The organism is Pseudarthrobacter arbutini, assembly GCF_054510915.1.
Genome location: NZ_JBTNDQ010000006.1, coordinates 1 through 21,196 on the forward strand (window position 1 = coordinate 1; position 21,196 = coordinate 21,196).

General features: G+C 66.2%; 21 protein-coding genes. 9 read left to right on the forward strand and 12 right to left on the reverse strand.

Going from position 1 to position 21,196, the window contains the following annotated elements; all coding sequences use genetic code 11:
- The 3 genes from ACX80V_RS08035 to ACX80V_RS08045 form a co-directional block, all read right to left on the reverse strand.
- The coding region (locus tag ACX80V_RS08035) for an IS110 family RNA-guided transposase (RefSeq protein ID WP_485842699.1) at nt 1-793 on the reverse strand (793 nt) is incomplete at its 3' end.
- Nucleotides 794-1,024: 231 nt separating this feature from the next.
- Entirely contained in the window at nt 1,025-2,041 is a 1,017-nt protein-coding gene (locus tag ACX80V_RS08040; RefSeq protein ID WP_485842700.1) for a magnesium and cobalt transport protein CorA, read from the reverse strand.
- Nucleotides 2,042-2,124: 83 nt separating this feature from the next.
- Nucleotides 2,125-2,526, reverse strand: a complete 402-nt coding sequence (locus tag ACX80V_RS08045; RefSeq protein WP_485842701.1) for an Hpt domain-containing protein — start codon at nt 2,524-2,526, stop codon at nt 2,125-2,127.
- Nucleotides 2,527-2,715: 189 nt separating this feature from the next.
- Between ACX80V_RS08045 and ACX80V_RS08050 the strand changes: the two genes are divergently transcribed.
- The 4 genes from ACX80V_RS08050 (at nt 2,716) to ACX80V_RS08065 (ending at nt 6,054) form a co-directional block, all read left to right on the forward strand.
- On the forward strand, nt 2,716-3,048 hold the full coding sequence (locus tag ACX80V_RS08050) for an ArsR/SmtB family transcription factor (protein WP_485842702.1): 333 nt from the start codon (nt 2,716-2,718) through the stop codon (nt 3,046-3,048).
- Nucleotides 3,049-3,061: 13 nt separating this feature from the next.
- A complete protein-coding gene (locus ACX80V_RS08055; RefSeq protein WP_485842703.1) occupies nt 3,062-3,568 on the forward strand; it encodes an SRPBCC family protein in 507 nt (168 codons plus the stop codon).
- Nucleotides 3,569-3,707: 139 nt separating this feature from the next.
- Complete coding sequence (locus ACX80V_RS08060) at nt 3,708-4,904, forward strand: MFS transporter (RefSeq protein WP_485842704.1); 1,197 nt, start codon at nt 3,708-3,710, stop codon at nt 4,902-4,904.
- 40 nt (nt 4,905-4,944) lie between these two features.
- Complete coding sequence (locus ACX80V_RS08065; RefSeq protein ID WP_485842705.1) at nt 4,945-6,054, forward strand: LacI family DNA-binding transcriptional regulator; 1,110 nt, start codon at nt 4,945-4,947, stop codon at nt 6,052-6,054.
- A 72-nt stretch (nt 6,055-6,126) separates the two neighbouring features.
- On the opposite strand, the gene ACX80V_RS08070 is transcribed toward ACX80V_RS08065, so the two are convergent.
- From ACX80V_RS08070 to ACX80V_RS08085, 4 genes are read right to left on the reverse strand one after another with little or no spacing between them, the layout of a single operon-like run.
- Nucleotides 6,127-7,599, reverse strand: coding sequence for a glycoside hydrolase family 32 protein (locus ACX80V_RS08070; RefSeq protein ID WP_485842706.1), 1,473 nt, complete (start codon nt 7,597-7,599; stop codon nt 6,127-6,129).
- 26 nt (nt 7,600-7,625) lie between these two features.
- Nucleotides 7,626-8,507 carry a carbohydrate ABC transporter permease gene (locus ACX80V_RS08075; protein WP_485842707.1) on the reverse strand — a complete coding sequence of 294 codons (882 nt, stop codon included), beginning with the start codon at nt 8,505-8,507 and terminating at the stop codon, nt 7,626-7,628.
- 8 nt (nt 8,508-8,515) lie between these two features.
- Complete coding sequence (locus ACX80V_RS08080; protein ID WP_485842708.1) at nt 8,516-9,481, reverse strand: carbohydrate ABC transporter permease; 966 nt, start codon at nt 9,479-9,481, stop codon at nt 8,516-8,518.
- The gene (locus ACX80V_RS08085) at nt 9,478-10,899 is read right to left on the reverse strand and encodes an extracellular solute-binding protein (RefSeq protein WP_485842709.1); all 1,422 of its coding nucleotides are present in this window, start codon (nt 10,897-10,899) and stop codon (nt 9,478-9,480) included. The genes ACX80V_RS08080 and ACX80V_RS08085 overlap by 4 nt, the downstream gene beginning before the upstream one ends.
- 192 nt (nt 10,900-11,091) lie before the next feature.
- Between ACX80V_RS08085 and ACX80V_RS08090 the strand changes: the two genes are divergently transcribed.
- Entirely contained in the window at nt 11,092-12,000 is a 909-nt protein-coding gene (locus ACX80V_RS08090) for a phosphatase PAP2 family protein (RefSeq protein WP_485842710.1), read from the forward strand.
- A 44-nt stretch (nt 12,001-12,044) separates the two neighbouring features.
- Here ACX80V_RS08090 and ACX80V_RS08095 read toward each other — a convergent pair whose 3' ends face one another.
- From ACX80V_RS08095 to ACX80V_RS08115, 5 genes are all read right to left on the reverse strand, one after another.
- Nucleotides 12,045-12,518: a hypothetical protein gene (locus tag ACX80V_RS08095; RefSeq protein WP_485842711.1), complete on the reverse strand. Its 474-nt coding sequence runs from the start codon at nt 12,516-12,518 to the stop codon at nt 12,045-12,047.
- Nucleotides 12,519-12,704: 186 nt separating this feature from the next.
- A complete protein-coding gene (locus tag ACX80V_RS08100; RefSeq protein ID WP_485842712.1) occupies nt 12,705-13,469 on the reverse strand; it encodes an ABC transporter permease in 765 nt (254 codons plus the stop codon).
- Nucleotides 13,466-14,260 (reverse strand): ABC transporter ATP-binding protein, encoded by a 795-nt coding sequence (locus ACX80V_RS08105; RefSeq protein WP_058931554.1) that lies wholly within the window; start codon nt 14,258-14,260, stop codon nt 13,466-13,468. Before ACX80V_RS08105 ends, ACX80V_RS08100 begins: the two co-directional genes overlap by 4 nt.
- A complete protein-coding gene (locus ACX80V_RS08110; RefSeq protein ID WP_485842713.1) occupies nt 14,257-14,622 on the reverse strand; it encodes a DUF1048 domain-containing protein in 366 nt (121 codons plus the stop codon). The genes ACX80V_RS08105 and ACX80V_RS08110 overlap by 4 nt, the downstream gene beginning before the upstream one ends.
- Nucleotide 14,623: 1 nt before the next feature.
- Entirely contained in the window at nt 14,624-14,953 is a 330-nt protein-coding gene (locus ACX80V_RS08115) for a PadR family transcriptional regulator (RefSeq protein ID WP_058931552.1), read from the reverse strand.
- 209 nt (nt 14,954-15,162) lie between these two features.
- On the opposite strand from ACX80V_RS08115, the gene ACX80V_RS08120 reads away from it, so the two are divergent.
- The 4 genes from ACX80V_RS08120 to ACX80V_RS08135 all read left to right on the forward strand — a co-directional run bounded on the left by ACX80V_RS08120 (nt 15,163) and on the right by ACX80V_RS08135 (nt 21,120).
- On the forward strand, nt 15,163-17,145 hold the full coding sequence (locus tag ACX80V_RS08120; protein WP_485842714.1) for an APC family permease: 1,983 nt from the start codon (nt 15,163-15,165) through the stop codon (nt 17,143-17,145).
- Between the two features lie 11 nt (nt 17,146-17,156).
- Entirely contained in the window at nt 17,157-18,602 is a 1,446-nt protein-coding gene (locus ACX80V_RS08125; RefSeq protein WP_485842715.1) for a TrkH family potassium uptake protein, read from the forward strand.
- A gap of 123 nt (nt 18,603-18,725) precedes the next feature.
- The gene (locus ACX80V_RS08130) at nt 18,726-20,087 is read left to right on the forward strand and encodes a hemolysin family protein (RefSeq protein WP_485842716.1); all 1,362 of its coding nucleotides are present in this window, start codon (nt 18,726-18,728) and stop codon (nt 20,085-20,087) included.
- Nucleotides 20,080-21,120, forward strand: coding sequence for a hemolysin family protein (locus ACX80V_RS08135; RefSeq protein WP_485842717.1), 1,041 nt, complete (start codon nt 20,080-20,082; stop codon nt 21,118-21,120). The genes ACX80V_RS08130 and ACX80V_RS08135 overlap by 8 nt, the downstream gene beginning before the upstream one ends.
- Nucleotides 21,121-21,196: the final 76 nt, after the last annotated feature.

Here is a 21,196-nt window from a genome sequence, read left to right on the forward strand (position 1 = left end):
CCGCGAAAGGGGCCAACTGCACCTCGATCTGTTCATCGACCGCGGCGATATCGGCGTCGATCCCGTCGATCCTGGCCAGCATCCGTGTCAGGAGGAACCGGTGATGGTCATCAAACCGGCCAGTGAACGCCTCCTCAAGTTCGCTGATCTTCCTGCGCATGCTTGACCGCGCCAGCTGCGCGAGCACCTTCGGGTCCCGCTCGCCGGCGATCAGCGCCGCCATCATCGCCCGCCCGGACACCCCGAAAATATCCGAGGCGACAACAGAGAGCTTGATGCACGCGTCCTCGAGGAGCTTCTCGACCCGGTTCTTCTCCGCCGTCCGCACCCCGATCAGATCAATCCGGTACCGGGTCAGGTCCCGCAGCCGGCGGATCGGGGCGGGCGGAACGAAACTGGGCCGCAGCATCTGCCGTTCGGCGACCTTGCACAGCCACACCGAATCGAGCACGTCGGTCTTCGGCCGCCCCGGCAGATGCTTCCCGTCGCGGGCGTTGACCAGCCACGGCTCAAGCCCATGCGCCTCGAGAAGGTAAAACACCGGCTTCCAATAATCGCTGGTCGCCTCCATCACCACCCGATCGATGCCCACATCCACCAGATGGTTGGCCAAGTCCGCCAAGGACCGACTCATCGTCGAATGCGTAGAGACCTCCTGCAACCGCTTTTTTGGGTTCCCCTCCGCAGGGACCCGGACACAACACACGAGTTCGGCTTTGCCGATATCAAGGGCCGCTACCCTTTCGACAATCTGTTCCTCATCCTGGGATTCGGCCAGCATGATCCTGTTCATCTCCTCACAAGACGCACCCGCTGAATACATGAAGCGGCCGCCCGTGGGGATCACCAGGGAAAAGCGGAATCTAGTCCTCGTTCTCAGCAAAAGAAACAGTGAAGGGCCCACGGCGTGATCCCCAACGCCCGGCTAGATCACGGCCTCAACGAACCATAGAACCACGGCGTCAGCAGGCGACCACAAGCACATTTTCAGCCCGGAACGGGCGTCCCGCAAGGGACAAAAAGGCTAGATCCACTTGTTGTGCTTGAAGGTCCAGTAGAGCCCCAGCCCCATGGCGACCATCAGGCCCAGGGCAAACGGGTAGCCGAAGACCCAATTCAGCTCGGGCATGCTGGTGAAATTCATGCCGTAAATGGTGCCTACCAGCGTGGGCGCAAACAGGATGGCCGCCCACGACGAAATGCGTTTCACCTGCTCGCTCTGGGCGAAGCTGGATTCGGTGAGCTTGCGCATTTCGTCGTTCTGCCGCTGCGCCACCAACGCCGTGTTGACGGCCAAGGCGTTCTGCAGCAGTGCGCGGAAGGACGCCACCCGTTCATTCAGCCGGATCACGTGGTCCAGCACGTCGCGGAAGTGGTCCTGCAGCTCGGGACCCGGTTGGTGCTCCGGTGTTCCGGCCGCGAGGGCCTGGAGGATGCCAACCAACGGACTGGTGGCGCGCTGGAAGGTGATGACCTGGCGGGAGAGTTCGTAGATCCGGCGCGACACGTCCGGGTCGGCGCCGAAGAGGTCGTCCTCGATCTCGTCCACATCGTTCTCCAGCCCCGCGGCCACGGGTTCGTACTCGTCCACCACCTGGTCCAGGATCCCGTACAGCACGGCCTCCGGGCCCAAGGCGAGGAACTCCGGCGTGGATTCCATCCGCTGGCGCACCCTTGCCAGGTCCGGAGATTCGGCGTGGCGGACGGTGATCACGTAATCGGCGCCGACAAAAACGTGGATCTCGCCGAAGTCCACTTTCTCCACGTCGTCGAGGTAGCGGGCGGGGCGGAGCACCAGGAAGACGCACTCGCCGTAGTGCTCCAGCTTGGCCCGCTGGTGTCCGGCCAGGGCGTCCTCCACGGCAAGGGGGCTCAGGTCGAATTCCTCGGCCACGGACCTGATTTCATTGGCGTCCGGGCGGTACAGTCCGATCCACGCCATTCCTTCGCGCTGCCTCAGGACGAAGTACGTCTCGTCCAGGCCGTCGGGGTCCGCCGTCCTGACCCCGTCCACGTACACCGCGATATCGATGATGGTCATGGCCAGGCCTCCTTGTCGGAACATCGCCTGACCCCAGTGTTCCTTTCGCGCTCCCAGTCGTCCAGAGTGCGGGCAGGCGGGCGTCACCCGGAGTGCAGGTACTTCTGCAGGATGTTGGTGGTCTGCCGGGCGCAGCGAATGATCTGGCGCAGGCGGTCCGCTGCCAACCGCGGCAGGACGCGGGCGGGTTCAGAGTCGAGGGTCTCGTGGCGCAGGGCCCGTTCCAGCTCCATGGCAAGTCCGGCCAGGCGCTCCGCGCCCACCATCTGGCTGGAGGTCTTGAGGCTGAGGACCGCGTCCATCGCACCGGCCAGGTCGCCGGTGGTCAGGGTCAGACGCAGCTTTTCAGTCCTGTGGGGCAGGTGTTCGATGAAGTTCTGCACGAAGACTTTCCACACGCCGTCATCGTCCTCGAGCTCTGTCCGCAGCCTGTCCAGGACATCCGGATCCAGGAGGGGAAGGGCGTTGCCCTCGTCCGGCGCCATTGCTGTCCTTCCTGCCCCCAGAAGCGGTGTACCGATGGACGTCTCGCAGGTCCCCCATACGACGCTATGCGGCCGGGGATGCCGAAAGCATCAGTAGTAGGTACTCGACTTTTCAGCTCATCGGCACTGCGTGGCAGATGCGCTGCCCGTCCCTTCCAATGCATATCCATATGGGTATACAATTGCGGTATGGCACGGGCAGCAACAACGGCAGATACGTTCAATGCGGTGGCTGAGCCCCGCCGTCGGGAAATCCTGGACGCCCTCACGCAAGGCGAACGCCCGGTCAACGAGCTGGTGACCCTTTTGGGCCTGGCGCAGCCGCACGTGTCACGGCACTTGCGGGTGCTGCGCGAGGTGGGCGCCGTCGTCGTGCGTGACGAAGGCCGGCAGCGGCTCTACCGGCTCAATCCGCAAGCCCTCAAGCCCATCCACGACTGGGTGGCCAGCTACCGGCACCTCTGGGAGGAGCGCTTCGATCTTCTCGAGGACGTGCTGGAGGATCTCAAAGAAGAGCACTGAAAGGAGCAGGACAATGGCACAGGCAAGCAGCAGCACCATGGATGTGACGTTCCCCAGCGACACGGAAATCCTGATCACGCGGACCCTCAACGCACCCCCGCACCTCGTTTACCGGGCCTGGACCACGCCGGAACACGTCAAGAAATGGTGGCCGGGCCGGCGCGGTGAGATGACTGTGGCGGCGATGGACTTCCGCGTCGGCGGCGCGTGGCGGTACGTCATGGTGGCGCACGGCGAATTCCAGGTGGCCTTCCACGGCACGTACCGCGAGATTGTGCCCAACGAGCGGATCGTCCACACGGAAGTCATGGAGATGCCGGGCACCGCGCCGGACAGCGAGGAGGGCGCCGTGCTTAATACGGTCACCTTTGACGAGGCCGACGGCGGCGCCACCACCGTGCGGATCCGCACCGATGCGGGCAGCAAGGAAGTCCGGGACATGATTGCGCAGTCCGGCATGGAAGGCGGCGTGCGCGAGCAGTTCGAGATCATCGAGGAGCTGGCGGCGTCCCTCACCTAGCGACTCCCCTCCCCCAAGTAAGTAGCAGCAGATGTCGGTTTGAGCCCTCAAAACAACGTCTGCTGCTACCCAGTTTGTCTGTTGTTACGCTGTGCGGTGTGATTTCCCTAAAACAGGCGCCCTGTCCCAAAGTGCACGCGTGAGCGCCCCGGCACAGGTGGTCAACGCCCGGGCGTCCACCGTCCCCCTGTACGCGGCCGGCTTCGTCACCGCGTTCGGCGCCCACAGCATCGCCGCCGGAATGGGCGCGCAGAGCGAGAACATCGGCCTGACGCTGCTCAACCTGGGCATCCTGCTGGCCCTCTATGACGTTTCCGAGGTCTTCCTCAAGCCGGTCTTCGGCGCCCTGAGCGACCGGATCGGAACCAAGCCCGTCATCGTCGGCGGCCTCCTGGCCTTCGCGGTGCTGTCGCTGATCGGCCTCTGGGCGGCGAATCCGCTGATGCTTGGACTCGCGCGGCTGGGTCAGGGCGCAGCGGCTTCGGCGTTCTCGCCGGCGTCGTCCGCGATGGTTGCGCGGCTGGCGGGAGGCAAAAAGGCCGGGACCTACTTCGGCCGGTACGGTTCCTGGAAGAGCCTGGGGTACGTCATCGGTCCGCTGCTGGGCGCGGGACTGATTCTCGCGGGCGGGTTTGCCCTGCTGTTCGGGGCCCTCTCGGTGCTGGCGGCGGCCACGGCCGCGTGGGTGCTGGTGTCCGTTCCGCACCTGGCTCCGCTCCCCCGGCAGCGTTACACCGTTCTGGACCTTGCCCGCCAGGTCACCGAGCGGCGCTTCCTGGTGCCCACGCTGGTGCTGGCGGCCTCGACCGGGGCGCTCGGCGCGGCGATCGGATTCATTCCCGCCCTCGCCACCCGGCACGGCCTTGGCCCTATTGCCGGCACGGCCGCGGTCAGTGTCCTGGCCATCACGTCGGTGCTCATCCAGCCCTGGATCGGCAGGCTGCGGGACGCACACCGCATCAGCGATAACAAAGGGACGACGGCGGGACTCCTCCTTACCGCCGCGGGCGTCGCACTCATCGCCCTCACCCCGGGTCCGGTCACCCTGTTCATTGCCGCGGCAGCCATTGGCGCGGGCGTCGGCCTGGCCACGCCGCTCGGCTTCGCGCATCTGGCCGACACCACGCCGCCGGAGCGGATGGGCCGGACCATGGGTTCGGCGGAACTTGGCCGGGAACTCGGTGACGCCGGCGGGCCGCTGCTGGTGGGTGGCATCGCCACCCTCACCGCCCTGCCCTTTGGCCTCGGGGCCCTGGCACTGCTGGTCGCGGCGGCCAGCCTGCCGCGCCTCCCGCACGCCGCCGCGCCAGGTCCGGGCGCACCTCACACGCGTTAGGTAGACTGCAGGAAATACCGTACGCGGGAGGAAACCCAGTATGAACCGCAAAGCCACAGCGCTCGACGTCGCCAAGCTCGCCGGGGTGTCCCGCAGCGCGGTGTCGCTGGTCCTGAACGGCCGCGGCGACGGGAATGTGGCCAAGGAGAGCCAGGTCCGGATCCGTGAAGCGGCGGCCACGCTGAACTACACGCCCAACGCCATTGCCGTGAGCCTGCGCAACCGCCGGTCGCGGATCATCGGGATCGTCTCGGACCAGGTGGTCACCAGCCCGTTCGACGGCAACATCATCGCCGGCGCGGACGCCGTGGCCAGGTCCCAGGGTTTTGTCACCGTGGTGATGGATACCGAGCTGGACGAGACCCGTGACGAAAGTGCTGTGGCCACGCTGCTGGACCGCCAGGTGGACGGGCTCATGTATGTCACCGTGGGCCTGCGCCCCCTGCACGTCCCGCTCAACATGCTGCGCGTGCCGTCGGTGCTGGCCAACTGCTTCGATGACCGTCCCGAGGCGGGCGTTCCCGCCGTCATTCCGGATGAGGTCCGCGGCGGCCGGGAGGCGGCCATGCACCTGCTGGAGCTTGGCCACCGGGACATCGCATTCCTCGCCGGTGACAGCATTAATCCCGCAGCCCCGCGCCGAATCCAGGGCCATCGGGATGCCTTTGAGGCCGCCGGGTTGCCGGTGCGGCCAGGCCGGATCCTTGAAGCGGGCTGGGACATCGATGCCGGGTTCCATGGCGCCATGAAGCTCCTGGACGGCGTGGCTGCGCCGGACCGGCCCACCGCGATCGTGTGCGCGAACGACCGCCTGGCCATCGGCGTGGTGCTCGCGGCCAACCGGCTGGGCCTGGCCATCCCGCAGGACCTCTCGATCATGGGGTACGACGACGAATTCCGCATCGCATCCACCATGGTCCCGGCGCTCACCACCATGGCCCTCCCGCTGCGGGAGATGGGCGCCGCCGCCATGACCGGGCTCCTCCGGGAACTGTCGGAGGAGCCGGAGGATAACGAGGATAACGAGGATTACGAGGATTACGGCGACGGCGGCGCCCCCGCTGAGCACGGACGGCCCGCCCAGACGATGGTCCCGTGCCGGCTCGTGGTGCGCGAGTCAACCGGCCCGGTCCCCGCCGGCCAGGCCTGACCAACAGCGCGAAAGGACACTTGAGGCCCCGGCATGTTGGGCCTCAAGTGTCCTTTCGCGCCAGACCCTCCCCTACCGAGGCTGTTCCAGCTGCCAGACATCCGCAGCCGCGCCCTCGGGAAGCCGCAGCACCCACCGCTCGCCGGGTGCGGGATAGGCGCGCAGCGTGGTGGCCACCGAACCGCTCCGGTACACCTCCACCAGCGACGCGTCCACAAACACACGCAACTCTTCCCCCGCAGCCAATGTCCCGCTGAACACCACCTGCCCAGCCTCCTGCGAACCATCGGCCACCAGGGAAAGTTCGACGACGGCGTCCGCGGCCAGCGCGCCCGGCCCACCGGAGCGGGCGGTCACCACAGCTTCGGCATACGCCGGCAGCTCAACGCTCCCGGCAGCCTGCGAAGCCAGCTGCGCGCCACGGTAGGCATCCACCTCCGGCGCGGGTGCCACGGCCAGGGAACCGTCCACCACGGACAGCAGGCGCGGATGGGTGAGCACTCCGGCCCAGCCCGCGGCGTCGATCTGTTCCTGGCTGCGGCCTCGGCGGCCGTCCCGCCCAGGTCCTTCATTGGCCCAGCCCCACAGCAGCGCCTTGGGCTCCGCGAGAGCAGCAAGAGCAGAGGAAGAAGCAGGAACACCAGGAGCACCGGCGCCGGCACCGTCCTGCAGCTGCACGATCTGCGGCGCGTAGAAGTCGCGGCCCAGGTCGGACTTTCCGCCGGTCTCCGGGGAGAATACCGGCAGCCCGGTGGCGGGGTCCTCGGCCAGGGAGCCGATGAGGTGGCCTACCCCGTTGGCGTGCTCGTGGTCATCGCCGGAGAGCCACAGCGAAAACATCATGACCCACGCGTCGCCGCCGGACCCGGCCGGCACCCGCACCAGCTGCGGGCACTCCCAGATCTCGGCCGGCGTCCGGGCAGCAGCGATCGGGTTCTCGGACGTGAGCCAGATGCCCTGGTACTTCCAGTCAGCCAGGTCCTCCACCGTGTAGAGCAGGAGCGCCGCGTGGCCGGAGGCCAGACCCGCGCCCTGCATGGCGTAGCGCTTGCCGTTGAAGCGGAAGATGAAGGGGTCGCGGACGGCCGTAACCATGGGATCGGCCGGCATGGACGCCGCGACGTGCCCATCCTGGGTCCAGGAAACGAGGTCCGCCGAACCGCGGGAGATGACCACCTGCGAGTGGCCGCCGTCGCCGCGGACGCCGGAGTACGCGGCGGTGGGGACGCCGCCGTCGTCCGTCACCACACCGGTCCAGCAGCCGTACTCGTCCGGGCCGCCATCCTGCGGGCGCAGCGCCACGGGGTGTTCCTCCCAGCGGACCAGGTCCGCGGAGCTGAGGTGGCCCCACGCGATCTTGTGGTGGCGGGCGGACGCGGGGTTGTACTGGAAGAAGACGTGGTACCGCCCGTTGAGGTGGCTGATGCCGTTGGGGTCGTTGATCCAGCCCTGGGCGGGGCGGGGGTGGAAGTGCGGGAACGCGGGGTCGGGGTGGGCGGCAGCCAGGCGGGCGAAGTCGGCGGCGGCGAGGTCCGGGGATGACATGGAGGTGAGCCTTTCAGAAGTGTGGGCTATTTGCCGCTGCCGGCGGTGAGGCCGTCCTGCAGCACGCGCTGGCCGAAGATGAAGACCACCAGGGCAGGGATCATGGACAGGACCACGCCGGCCAGCACCACGGAGATGCTGCCGGTGCCCAGGTTGCCCTGCAGGGAGACGAGGCCCAGCGGCAGGGTGAAGTTCTGTTCCGAGATGGTCATGATGAGCGGCCGGAAAAACTCGTTCCAGTGGAAATTGAAGGCGAGGATGCCCACGATCGCCATCCCCGGAATGGCCAGCGGGGCGTAGACCGAGCGGAAGGTCCGCCAGGGTGAGGCGCCGTCGATCGACGCCGCTTCCGCGAGGTCGGTGGGCAGCCCCATGAAGTACTGCCGCATCAGGAAGGTGCCGAACGCCGTCGGGATGGCCGGCAGGATCAGCGCCAGCAGCGTGTCCGAAAGCCCCATACCGCGGATCAGCATAAACACGGGCACGATGGTCACCTGCAACGGCACCATCATGGTGGCCAGCACGATGGAGAACAGGACGCCGCGGCCGCGGAACTTCAGGTTGGCGAAGGCGTAGCCGGCCATCGCGGCGGTGACCATCTGTCCGACGGCGATGAGCCCGGTGACCAGGGCGCTGTTCAGCACCAGGAGGACGATGTCCACCTGCTGGAAGACCTGTGCGTAGGACGTGAAATCCGGGTTCCAGGGGAAGAACGACGGCGGCAGCTTGAACGATTCCGACGGCGACCGCAGCGACGTGGACAGGGTCCACATCACCGGGCCCAGGGTCAGGACGGCCGCGATCATCAGCAGGACAATGCGGAGGACCAGGTTCCAGTTCGGCTTCCGCCGGGACCGGGCAGGCACGGCAGGGGTGCGGGTGGAGACACGCTCTGTAGTGGTAGTCATGGCTGGCCTTACTGGTAGAAGACGAATCGTTTGCTGAGCCGGAACTGCGCGGCGGTGATGGCCATGATGATGAGGGTCAGGATCACGCCGATGGCCGAGGCCTCGCCGAATTCCAGGCGCTGGAACGCGGATTCGAAGATCACCATCACGGCGGTGCGGGTGGAGTCCCCGGGCCCGCCGCGGGTCAGGACGTACGGCTGGTCGAACACCTGGAGGGCGCTGATGATGGCCATCACGGACGCCAGCAGCGTGGTCGGGCTGAGCAGCGGCAGGGTGACGTAGACGTGTCTGCGCCAGCCGGTGGCGCCGTCCAGCGCGGCGGCCTCGTAGGTTTCCACGGGGATCGACGCCAGCCCGCCGATGAACAGCAGGAAGGAGAACCCGAAGTTCTGCCAGACATAAACCAGGATGACGACGGCGGCGGACCCGCCGGGGGTGGTCAGCCACGGCACCGCGGGGATGCCGGCGAGGGACAGGAACCAGTTGACCACGCCGAACTGCTCGTTGAAGAGGTACCGCATAAAGATCGACACCGAGGCGGCGGAGAGGATCAGCGGGAAGAAGAACGCCGAGCGGAAGAAGGTCCGCAGCCAGGCTGGCATCTTCTCCTGCACCATCACGGCGAGCGCCAGTGCCAGGCCGAGCTGGAGGGCCACCGCCACAATCACAAACGCAATGGTGTTCAGGAAGGACACCCGGACCGCGGGGTCCTGGACCACTTCAGCGAAGTTGTCGAAGCCCACGAATGTCGGGGCGGAGATGATGTCCCAGCGGAAGAACGCCAGGACCACCGATGCCGCGATGGGCACCAGGGTGAACAGGCCCATGCCCAGGATGGTGGGGGCCAGGAAGATCCAGGCGAGCCAGCGCTGGCTGTGCCGGCCGGACGCGGTCTGGGAAGTGGCGAGTGTTCCGGGCTTGGCGGCCTTGGCGGGCTGCTTCGGCCGCTCCCGGCGAGTGATGGTGGTACTCATGACTGCCTCCTCAGGGCCAGTTCAAGATCGCGCTGCATGGACTCGAGGGCCTGCTTGAGCTGGCGCTCGTCGCCGCTGACGGCCAGCGAGACGTTCTTCATCAGGGCCGTTTCGACGGCGGCCTGCTGGGGTGGCGCCGGGATGGGGCCGGTGGTGGGGTACTTGTCCAGCGTGTCGTAGAAGACCTTCCAGTGCGCCGGGCCTTTGCCCGAGTACAGCGCCTCGTTGACCATGGAGCGGCGCGCCGGGGTGGTCACCGGGTTGGGGAAGATCAGCTCCATGGCCTCGCGGCTGGCACTGAACTTGATCCATTCCCAGGCGGCGTCCTTGTCCTTGGCGGTCTTCATGATGGCGTAGCCGGCCGTGCCGAACTGGTGCCGCTGGCTCCGCCATTTGGGGAAGAACGCAACGTCGTAGTCGTTCTCCTTCATGCCGGCCTCGTGCAGGCCCTGGACCCAGTAGCCGCCGGCCGGGGTGGTGCCGATCCGGTTGGAGGCGAAGAGCCCCACCAAGGAGCTGCCGCCGCCTTCTTCGGGCCGGACGCCGAGGCCGTCCTTGACGAGGCCGCGGAGGTAGTCGAAGGTCTCGAAGACGCGGGGGTCGTCGGCGTTGGGTTCCAGCCACTGGTAGCCGCCGGAGCGCAGGTTGCGGGAGGGATCGTTGGCGTAGAAGGAGTCCCAGAGCCAGTCCCCGCCGGCGGACCGGGTCTCCTTCAGGAAGCTGGTGTCGTTGGCGTAGAGCCAGGGCACCACGCCGCCGAAGAGCCGGTTGGTCCAGTAATACGGGGTGAAGTCGGTCGGCCGGGCCTTGCGCATCGCGGCGAGGCTGTTGCGGAAGTCCACGTGCGTCCAGTCGTCCGCCGGGCGCTCCAAACCTGCCTGCGCGAAGGCGGTGGTGTTGTAGTACATGTTGGCGGCGTTCCAGTCCATGGGGAGTTGGAAGAGGCTGCCCTTGTACATAAAGGCCTCCACCAGGCTGGGGTGGACGTCGGCGAAGAACTCGGCCATGTCCGCGGCGTCGCGGCGCAGGTATTCGTCCAGCGGGTGGGCCAGCTTGTCCGCGAAGAGCTGCGCGCCCTCGGTGGCAACGTAGACGACGTCGGGCGGTGTGCCGGCGGCCACCATGGTGAGGATCTTGGTGAAGAAGTCTTTCCAGTCCACGGCCTGGATGGCCTGGACCTTGACCCGGATGTCCGGGTGGAGGCGGGTGAACGCGTCGATGGCGCGCTGGCGCGCGGCGGCATCGGCGGCTGTACCCATGATGGCAATGCTGAGGCTGTTGTCGCCCCGCCCGGGAATATCGGTTCCGGAGAGCCGGGGCCACGACGCCACCGTTGCTCCCACAATTCCTACTCCCAAGGCACCCAGGGCGGTCCGGCGCGAGAATTCACGCAGGCGGCCAGTTGTGGCACCGGTCATGTCAATTTTCCTTCCTAACACGTGTGAGGTAGCTTATGGCGCCGACCTAACACGTGTCAAGTGTCACATTCGGGTTGCTGGCGTCGTCGCTGGCCAACCCACGGCGCCCGCCCAGAAGTTACGCAATCCGGTCAGCCCGGGCCACGAGTCAACCGTGCGAGTCCTCCCAGTTTTCTGTGACACCCTTAACCGATGACCATTCCACGCCAGGCACCACCGCGGACCCCGGCCCGCCCCTCCCCGGGCTCCGGCTTTATGTTCGCGTTCGCCTGGCTCGCCTGCATTGTCGGTCTGATCGCCACGTACTACTACTTCGTCCAGACCACCACGGGCCAGTTCATCGATGAATCCGCGCTGGTTGAGGCCGTGGACATCCACGGGCCCGCGGGCAAGGCAGCCACCGAGTTCCTGGACTGGCTGCCCACCATCTCGCTGGTGGTGGCCGCCGTCGTGGTCCTGTTTGTCACGGTGATCCGACGGCGGTGGTCGGCCGCCGGGATCGCAGTCACCGCGTGCATCGGTGCGAATATCGCCACGCAGGTCCTGAAGGAAGTGCTGCCCGCCCGCCCGGACAAGGGTGTGGTGACGCTGGAACTGAACTCGCTGCCGTCCGGGCATACCACGCTGGCGGCGTCGGCTGCGGCGGCGGTGTTCCTGATGGCCTCGCCGCGGTGGCGTCCGCTGGCCGGTTTTGTGGGCGGCACCTTCGCCATCGCCTCGGGAGTCTCCACACTGATCAACCAGTGGCACCGCCCCGCCGATGTCGTCGCGGCCTTCCTCCTGGTGGGCGCGTTTATGATCCCCGCCGGCTGGCTGATCATGCGGAACGGCGCCGCGTGGAACGTGTGGGACGGCTTCGACAGGCACGTGGGCTCGGCAAAGATCTGGCTCACGCTGCCGGTGGTGATCGGGCTGGCTTCCGCGGGGGTGGCCGTGTATTCGCTGGCCAAGATCGCCCCGGGGCCGCTCCAGGATGACAGCACCACCAACTACTTCTGGGCCGGGATCTCACTCATCGTGATCGCAGGGTACCTGGCCACCGTAGCCACCACGTCGCTGTTCGCATATGCCGCACGACGGCGGGACGCGCCTAGGCGCTGAGCCAACCGCCGTCGTCGGGCACCGATGCCGGTGGTAGGCGCGCTTCACCGCACGTTCTGGAGTGCCCTGGACCGGCGAACTGACGCAGGTCCAACGATCGGCGCGGCCCCGAACCAGGCGAGCAGCATGAGGAGCAGTGCACTTCCGGACAGCAGTCCATCCACGATGCCGGCTGGCAGCAGGAAGATCATCTGGGCCAGCGTGACAACGCAGTTGATGACTGAAAGGGCCAGCCCCCAAAGCCGATTCCGGAGCAGTCCAACGGCGCCAATGATGCGGACGGCGCCGAACACGCCGCTCATCACCATCATCAGATAGAGGTGATCCTGGAAAAACGGGACGATGAAAGAGAAGCGCTGGCCAGCATCAGACTGGTCGACGCCCAGTAGTTGCAGAACAACGAATGCAACAAACACCCCGCCTTCCATGAGGCCGCCCTGGATGATCAGAAGCACCGCGGCGGCCCGGAACTTGGCCCTTTGGCGCAGTGTCTCGGTCTCAGCTTTATCCGGACCCATAGGTCGCTCCCCCTGCGGTATGAATTCGATCGTGGCAACGATCGAAACTGTACAGCGAGGCCGGGGACTGCGTGTAACGCCCCTACCTGCACTGAGGCGCGGCTCCCGTTAACGGAGCGGACGACGGCGGGATGCGCCAAGGCGCTGAGCCTCCCGCCGCCGTCGGACGCCGCCGCCGCGGGCGCCTTATGTGATCTTGCGCCGGTAGGCGGCCATGGCGAACACGTAGGCGAGTGCGAGGATGCCGACGCACCATGCCAGTGCGATCCAGATGTCGTTGCCCACCGGTTGCTGGGCAAACAGCGCGCGGATAGAGTTCACGATCGAGGTCACCGGCTGGTTCTCGGCGAACCAGGCCACCGGGCCCGGCATTGTCGCCGTCGGAACGAACGCCGAGCTGATGAACGGCAGGAAGATCAGCGGGTAGCTGAACGCGCTGGCGCCGTCGACGGTCTTCGCGGAGAGCCCCGCGATCACGGCCAGCCAGGTCAGGGCGAGCGTGAACAGGACCAGGATGCCGGCGATTGCAAGCCATGCGCCCACGGATGCTCCGGTGCGGAACCCCATGAGGAGGGCCACGCCGACGACGACCGCGACCGAGACGAGGTTGGCCACCAGCGAGGTGAGCACGTGCGCCCATAGCACGCTCGACCGCGCGATCGGCATGGACTGGAAGCGCTCGAAGATGCCGCCCTGCATGTCGAGGAACAGGCGGTAGGCGGTGTAGGCGATGCCGGAGGCAATCGTGATCAGCAGGATGCCGGGGAGCATGTAGTTGACGTACGACTCGTCGGATCCGGTATTGATCGCGCCGCCAAGCACATACACGAACAGCAGCATCAGCGCGATCGGCGTGACCGCGGTGGTGATGATCGTGTCCGGGCTGCGCAGGATGTGGCGCAGCGAGCGGCCGGTGAGGACGCCGGTATCGCTGAGGACGTGGGTGCTCATCGGGATGCCTCCTTCTCTTCTTGTTCTTCAGCCGTCTCACCGACGAGCGCCAGGAAGACGTCTTCGAGTGAGGGCTGCTTCTCGACGTACTCGATCTCGGCCGGCGGCAACAGCCGCTTGAGCTCGTCGAGCGTGCCGTTCTGGATGATCGTGCCCTTGTGCAGGATCGCGATGCGGTCGGCGAGATGCTCGGCCTCGTCGAGGTATTGGGTGGTGAGCAGCACTGTCGTGCCGTTCTGGGCGAGATCCTTGACGGTCTGCCACACGTCGATGCGCGCCTGCGGGTCGAGCCCGGTGGTCGGCTCGTCGAGGAAGATCACCTTCGGCTCGCCGATCAGGCTCATCGCGATGTCGAGCCGGCGGCGCATGCCGCCCGAGTATTCGGCTGCCTTGCGGCCGCTGGCCTCGGTGAGCGAGAAGCGCCCGAGCAACTCGTCCGCGATCGCCCCCGGGTTCTTCAGGTGCCGGAGCTTCGCGACCAGCACGAGGTTCTCCCGGCCCGTGAGCACTTCGTCAACGGCGGCGAACTGCCCGGTCAGGCTGATCGACTCGCGCACATCGCCGGGGTTAGCGGCGACGTCGAAGCCGTGCACCGTCGCGGTTCCCGCGTCGGCCTTCAGCAGCGTCGAGAGGATGCGCACGAGAGTGGTCTTCCCCGCCCCGTTCGAGCCGAGGAGCGCGAAGATGCTGCCAGCCGCCACCTCGAAGTCCACGCCGCGCAGGACGTGCAGATCCTTGTAGGACTTCTCCATGTTCTGCACACGGATTGCGGGTTCGCCGGTCCTGGTCATGACTCCATCCCCTTCGCCTTGTCGACCGCCTCGTTGAGACGGGCCCGTTCCTTGTCGATCCACCGCTTTCCGCCGTATGCCTGAGCGAAGCTCTCGGCGAATTCGATGGGATCTTCGCCGACAATCTCCCCCACAGGCGTGCCGTCGATGGCCGCGCGCTCCCACAGGTCCGCGAGGTCCGAGAACATCTGCACCATCGTGTCCCCCTCGGTGACCCCGCCGTAGTACATGAAGTACCGGTTGAAGGCCTTCGCCACGGTGAGGTAGGGCTCAGGCAAGGCGTCCAGCCGCGCCTTGGCCTGCTTGTACTGCTTCTTATGCTCGAGCGAGCCGGTCACCAGCTCGATCCATTTCGCTGCCATATCACTTTCCTCCCTTGCGGAGCTCTTCAAGCCGTTCGGACAGGAAGCTCCATGTGTTCCAGAATTCGTCCAGTTCCTTCGTGCCCTGAGCGTTGAGCGTGTACACCTTGCGGGGCGGGCCCTTCTCGGACGGCCGCTTCTCGACGTCCACCAGGCCCTTCTGCTCGATCCTGACGAGCAGCGCGTACACGGTGCCCTCAGCAATGTCGGGGAACCCCTGCGCCCGGAGCAGCGTGGTGATTTCGTACCCGTACGCCGGGTTCCCGGTCAGGAGGGCAAGAACGATGCCCTCCAGCGTGCCTTTGAGCATCTCCGTCATCTGTTTGCCCATCGGACACCTCCTCCACTACTCAGTGTTACTAGCTACTAGTACATAGTAGCGCTAAGTAGTGGAAGCGCAAGCCCTTCATCACCAGCCCTGGCAGGCGTTAAGGATGCGTTAAGATCGCGGGTTTTCCCGCAGAGGGCCCTTGGCCCGGTGCTACGCTCCGTTGGTTATTCACCCCAATCCCGCCTGCGCGGGGTACAGAAAGTAACCCGTTGACTGCACCCACCCGCTTCTCCATTCCCGCCAGCGTTCCCAACCCTGAACGCGACGGCGGACCCGGAAACCGGCTCACCCGGTGGCTGCTCGAACACACGGTCCCCCAGCCGGTGGGCCCCGAAACTGCTGAGGACCACGCCCCCACCCAGAGCTGGTGGAAGGTCATGTGCCTCACCGGGGTGGACTACTTTTCCACCCTCTCCTACCTGCCCGGCATCGCCGCCCTCGCCGCCGGGGCGCTCTCCCCGCTGGCCACCCTGCTGATCGTCGGCCTGACCCTGCTGGGCATGCTGCCGATGTACCGACGGGTGGCGCACGAAAGCCCGCACGGCCAGGGATCGGTAGCCATGCTGGAAAAGCTCCTGCCGTTCTGGCGCGGCAAGATCTTTGTGCTCATCCTGCTCGGCTTCGTCGCCACGTCCTGGATCATCACCATCACCCTCTCCGCCGCGGACGCCACCGTCCACATGCTGGAGAACCCCTACCTGCCGCACTTCCTCGAAGGCCAGGCGGTTGTCATCACCGTGGTCCTCCTGCTCATTCTGGGCGGGGTGTTCCTGCTCGGCTTCTCCGAAGCGGTGGCCGTCGCCATTCCCCTCGTCGCCATCTTCCTTGTGCTGAACGCCGTCATCATCGGGGTGGGACTGTACGACGCCGTCACGCAGCCAGGTGCCATGGCTGACTGGACCGCGGCGCTCACCTCCTCCGGGACCGGCTTCGGCGATATCGCCGGACCCGCCCTGCTTGCCTTCCCGCTGCTGGTCCTGGGCCTGTCCGGTTTCGAGACCGGCGTCAGCATGATGCCACTGGTCGCGGCCAACGGCGCCACCGCCGAGGAACGCCTGGCCGCCCGCGTCCGCAACACCCGGAAACTCCTCACCACAGCCGCCCTGATCATGAGCGTGTACCTCCTGGGCAGCAGTTTCGTGACGACGGTACTGATCCCCGCCGAGGCCTTCCAGGCAGGCGGCGAGGCCAACGGCCGCGCCCTGGCTTACCTGGCCCACGAGCTGCTCGGTAACGGCTTCGGCTCCGTCTACGACGTCAGCAGCATCCTGATCCTGTGGTTCGCCGGCGCCTCCGCCATGGCCGGACTGATCAACATCGTTCCCCGCTACCTGCCGTCCTACGGCATGGCCCCGGACTGGTCCCGGGCCGTGCGCCCGGTGGTGCTGGTGTACACCGCCATCAGCATCCTGATCACCATCGGCTTCAACGCCGACGTCAACGCCCAGGCCGGCGCGTACGCCACCGGCATCCTGGCCATGATGGTCTCCGGCGCCGTTGCGGTCAGCATCTCCGCCGCCCGCAACAAGAGGCGGCGCGCCGCCGTCGGCTTCACCATCCTGACCCTGATCCTGCTCTACGCGCTGGGGGCCAACGTCATCGCCAAGCCGGACGGCATTGCAATATCCGGTTTCTTCATCCTGGGCATCATTGTGGTCTCACTCGTCTCCCGGGTCAGCCGCACCACCGAACTCCGGGTCCACAACATCAAATTCGACGACGAAGCCCGCCGCTTCATTACCGACACCCTGGACTTTGACGGGCGGATCAACCTGATCGCGAATCGCCCGCAGGCCCGCGACGCCGCAGAATACCGTGAGAAGGAAGCCGAGCAGCGGGAGAACAACCCTGTGCCAGGAACCGCCGATGTGATCTTCCTTGAAATCGAGGTCACCGACCCCTCGGGATTCAGCGACGTCCTTGAGGTGCGCGGAATCGAAGTGGACGGACACCGTGTGCTCCGCGCCGACAGCCCGGCCGCGCCCAACGCCATCGCCGCTATCCTGCTGGCCCTCCGCGACGCCACCGGTGTCCGGCCGCACGCGTACTTCGAGTGGGCTGAAGGCAACCCCCTGGCGCACCTCATGCGCTACCTGCTGCTGGGACGGGGCGACACCGCCCCCGTGGTCCGCGAAATCATCAGGGAAAACGAACCGGATCCTGTCCGCCGCCCCGGCATCCACGTGGGCTGACGGGCACTCCGATGACCGCACGGGGCGACACCGCCGGGGTGAAGGGTCCGGGGCCGGCACGGTGGACAGGCAAGGCAGGCAAGGCAGCCAAAACGGCCAGGGCCCGCAAGGAGAGCGCCATCCGGCGGGCCCTCTCGCACCCCGTCCGGTCGGTGCCCCTGGCATTCCTGGCCGTCATCATCCTGGGCGCCGCCCTGCTGATGCTGCCCGTTGCCCGGACCGGCAGCGACCCCGGGGCCGACCCCCTCATGGCCGCCCTGTTCACGTCCGTGTCGGCTGTCTGCGTTACCGGGCTGATCACCGTGGACACGGCCACCTACTGGACCCCCTTCGGGCAGACCGTGATTCTGGGACTGATCCAGGTTGGCGGGTTCGGCATCATGACGCTGGCGACGCTCCTGGCCCTGCTGGTCCGCAAAAGCATCGGCCTCCGCGGCCAGCTCGTGGCGCAGTCCGAAACGCACACGCTCAACCTGGGCGACGTCAGCGCCGTGCTGCTCCGCGTCGCCCGGCTCATGGTGGGCATTGAAGCAGCCATCGCGGCGGTGCTGACCGGACGCTTCTGGCTGGCGTACGACCAGAACCCCGGCACGGCGCTGTGGCACGGTGTGTTCCACGCCGTCTCGTCGTTCAACAACGCCGGGTTCGCGCTCTACAGCGACAACCTCATCGGCTTCGCGGAGGATCCCTGGATCATCGTCCCCATCTGCCTGTCGATCATCGCAGGCGGCCTCGGTTTCCCGGTGATCATCCAGCTGCTCCGGGGAAACGTCAAGGCCCGGAACTGGAGCGTCCACCTCCGCCTGACCATTTACGGCACGCTGGTGCTCCTGGTTCTTGGCATCACGCTTTTCGCCGCGTTCGAATGGAACAGGGACGAAACACTCGGCGGGCTGTCCCTGACCGGGAAGCTGCTGGGTTCCCTGGCCGGCGGCGTCTTCCCCCGCACTGCCGGCTTCAACAGCATCGACTACGGCGCGGCATCACCGGAGGCCCTCATGGTCACCAACATCCTGATGTTCATTGGCGGCGGCAGCGCCGGCACCGCAGGCGGCATCAAGATCACCACGTTCCTGGTCCTCGGCTTCTCCATCTGGAACGAGGTCCGCGGCCGGGACGAGGTGACCATTGCCCACCGTTCCATCAGCGCTTCGTCCCAGCGCCAGGCCCTGTCCGTCGCGCTGCTCGGGGTGGCCGCGGTGGTGGCCGGCACGCTGGCGCTGCTGATGGTGACCGACTACAGCCTGGAGAAGGTCCTGTTCGAATCCATCTCCGCGTTCGCCACCGTCGGGATGAGCACCGGCATCACCTACAACCTCCCGCCGGCGGCGGAATGGGTGCTTATGGCTCTGATGTTCCTAGGAAGAATCGGCACTGTGACGGTCGCGTCCGCTCTCGCTTTGTCCTCCCGGCCCCGCCTTTACAGCCTGCCGGAGGAACGCCCCATCATCGGCTAGCACCGGCCGCAGCCGGGCCACCGGATACAATTGGATGCACTATGGATGACCCTCCTTCACATATGCCCTTGCCCCTCCACCTTCTGACCGGTTTACCGGCCAACGCGGGAGAGGGGCGCCCTAATGTATGAATCGATCATGATCGGGATCGGCCTCATCCTCACCGTCGGCACGGGATTGTTCGTCGCCTCCGAGTTCGCGCTGGTCAATCTCGACCGCAACGATCTGGAAGCACGCCAGGCCCGCGGCGAAAAGCACCTCGGCCCCACCATCAAAGCCCTGAAAATCACCTCGACTCACCTCTCGAGTGCGCAGTTGGGCATTACCCTGACAACCCTGCTCACCGGTTACACCTTCGAACCGGCCATCAGCTCCCTGCTGCGAGGACCCCTGCTCAGCGCAGGACTCCCCGAAGCTATCGTGCCGGGCTTAGGCGCGGTGGTGGGTATTTTCATTGCCACGATCTTCTCCATGGTGATCGGCGAGCTGGTGCCCAAGAACTTCGCCCTGGCGCTCCCGCTGGCCACCGCCAAGGTTGTTATCCCGTTCCAGGCCCTCTTCACGGCCGTGTTTAAGCCCGTCATTCTGCTGTTCAACAACACGGCCAACAAGATCATCAGGTCTTTCGGGATCGAGCCGAAGGAAGAGCTCTCCGGGGCCCGCAGCGCGGAGGAGCTCAGTTTCCTGGTCCGTCGTTCCGCCCTCGAAGGCGTCCTTGACCAGGACCATGCCACATTGCTGCACCGTACGCTCCGGTTCTCGGACCATAGCGCAGCGGATGTCATGACCCCTCGGGTCCGGATGACCGCCGTCGGCTCCGATGATACCGCCGAAGGCATCGTCACTCTGGCGACCTCTACGGGTTATTCACGGTTCCCGGTCATCGGCCGGGACCGCGACGAGGTCCTGGGCGTGCTGCACGTCAAGCAGGCCTTCGCGGTGGCTTTGGATGACCGCGGCACTGTCACGGCTTCCGATCTGATGATCAAGCCGCTCAGGGTGCCCGAATCCATGGGTGTCGACTCGCTCCTGGTGCTGCTGCGCAAGCAAGGACTCCAGGTGGCCATCGTTTCTGATGAGCACGGCGGAACGGCCGGCATCGTCACCCTCGAAGACCTCGTCGAGGAAATCGTCGGGGAGCTCGAGGACGAACACGACCGCGCCCGGGTGGGTGTGGTCCGCGTCGGCCGCTCCATCACCTTCGACGCGTCCCTCCGCCCGGATGAGCTCCTGGACCGTACGGGCATCAGCGTGCCCGACGGCGAGGAATACGACACCATGGCCGGGTTCGTCACCGACCAACTGGACAGAATTCCGGAACTGGGCGATGAAGTCGCCATTGACGGCGGCACACTCCGGGTCGAACGGGTGGTCGGCACGCACGTCGAACGGCTCCGGTTCACTCCGGACCCTTCCTCGGAGACACCCAAGAGTGCGCATGACCGGATCATCGACAATCTCACGCAGGAGCTGACCCATGAGTGAATACCTTCCCGGCATTATCTGGCTGGTGGTTCTCCTGGTCATCAACGCCTTCTTCGTCGGTGCCGAGTTCGCCGTCATTTCCGCCCGGCGTTCCCAGATCGAGCCCAAAGCCGAGGCCGGCAGCAAGGCCGCGAAAACCACGCTCTGGGCCATGGAACACGCCACCCTCATGCTGGCTACCAGCCAGCTGGGCATCACCGTCTGCTCGCTGGTCATCCTGAACGTCTCCGAACCGGCCATCCACCACCTGCTGGAAATCCCGCTCGGCCTGACCTCGCTCTCGGGCGAAGCAATCGGCATCATCGCCTTCGTGGCTGCCCTGCTGCTGGTGACATTCCTGCATGTGGTCCTGGGCGAGATGGTCCCCAAGAACATCTCGTTCTCGGTCCCCACCCGCGCGGCCCTGATCCTGGCCCCGCCCCTGGTCATAGTCGCCCGGATCTTCAAGCCGGTCATCTGGACACTGAACGGGATCGCGAACTCCATCCTGCGCCTGTTCAAGGTGGAGCCCAAGGACGAGGCCACCAGCGCCTACACCCTGGACGAGGTCGCCAACATCGTGGAGCAGTCCACCAGGGACGGTATGCTCACCGACGCCAGCGGCACCCTGACAGCGGCGTTCGAATTCACGGCCAAGACCGTGGCAGACGTGGAAGTGCCCATTTCCGAGATGGTCCTGCTTCCCGCGTCCTCCACACCGGCGGACATCCAACGCGCCGTGGCCGAGCACGGCTTTTCCCGCTACATCCTCACCGACTCCGACGGCGTGCCTTCGGGTTATCTGCACCTGAAGGACGTCATGGACCTGACATCCGCGGAGAAGTTCGGCCAGCCTGTGCCCGCCAAGCGGATCCGGCGCCTGGCGTCGGCCTTCAGCGGCAGCGAACTGGAGGACGCGCTGGCCACCATGCGCCGCACCGGCGCCCACGTCGCCCGGGTTTTCGACGCCCATGGCAACACCACCGGCGTCCTCTTCCTCGAGGACATCATCGAAGAACTGGTCGGCGAAGTGCAGGACGCCACGAGCGCCTAACCCGGACCGGCCGACTTCACCGTTGGCGATCGGAAGCACAAAGGGTGCGGCTCCAATGGAGCCGTACCCTTTGCCT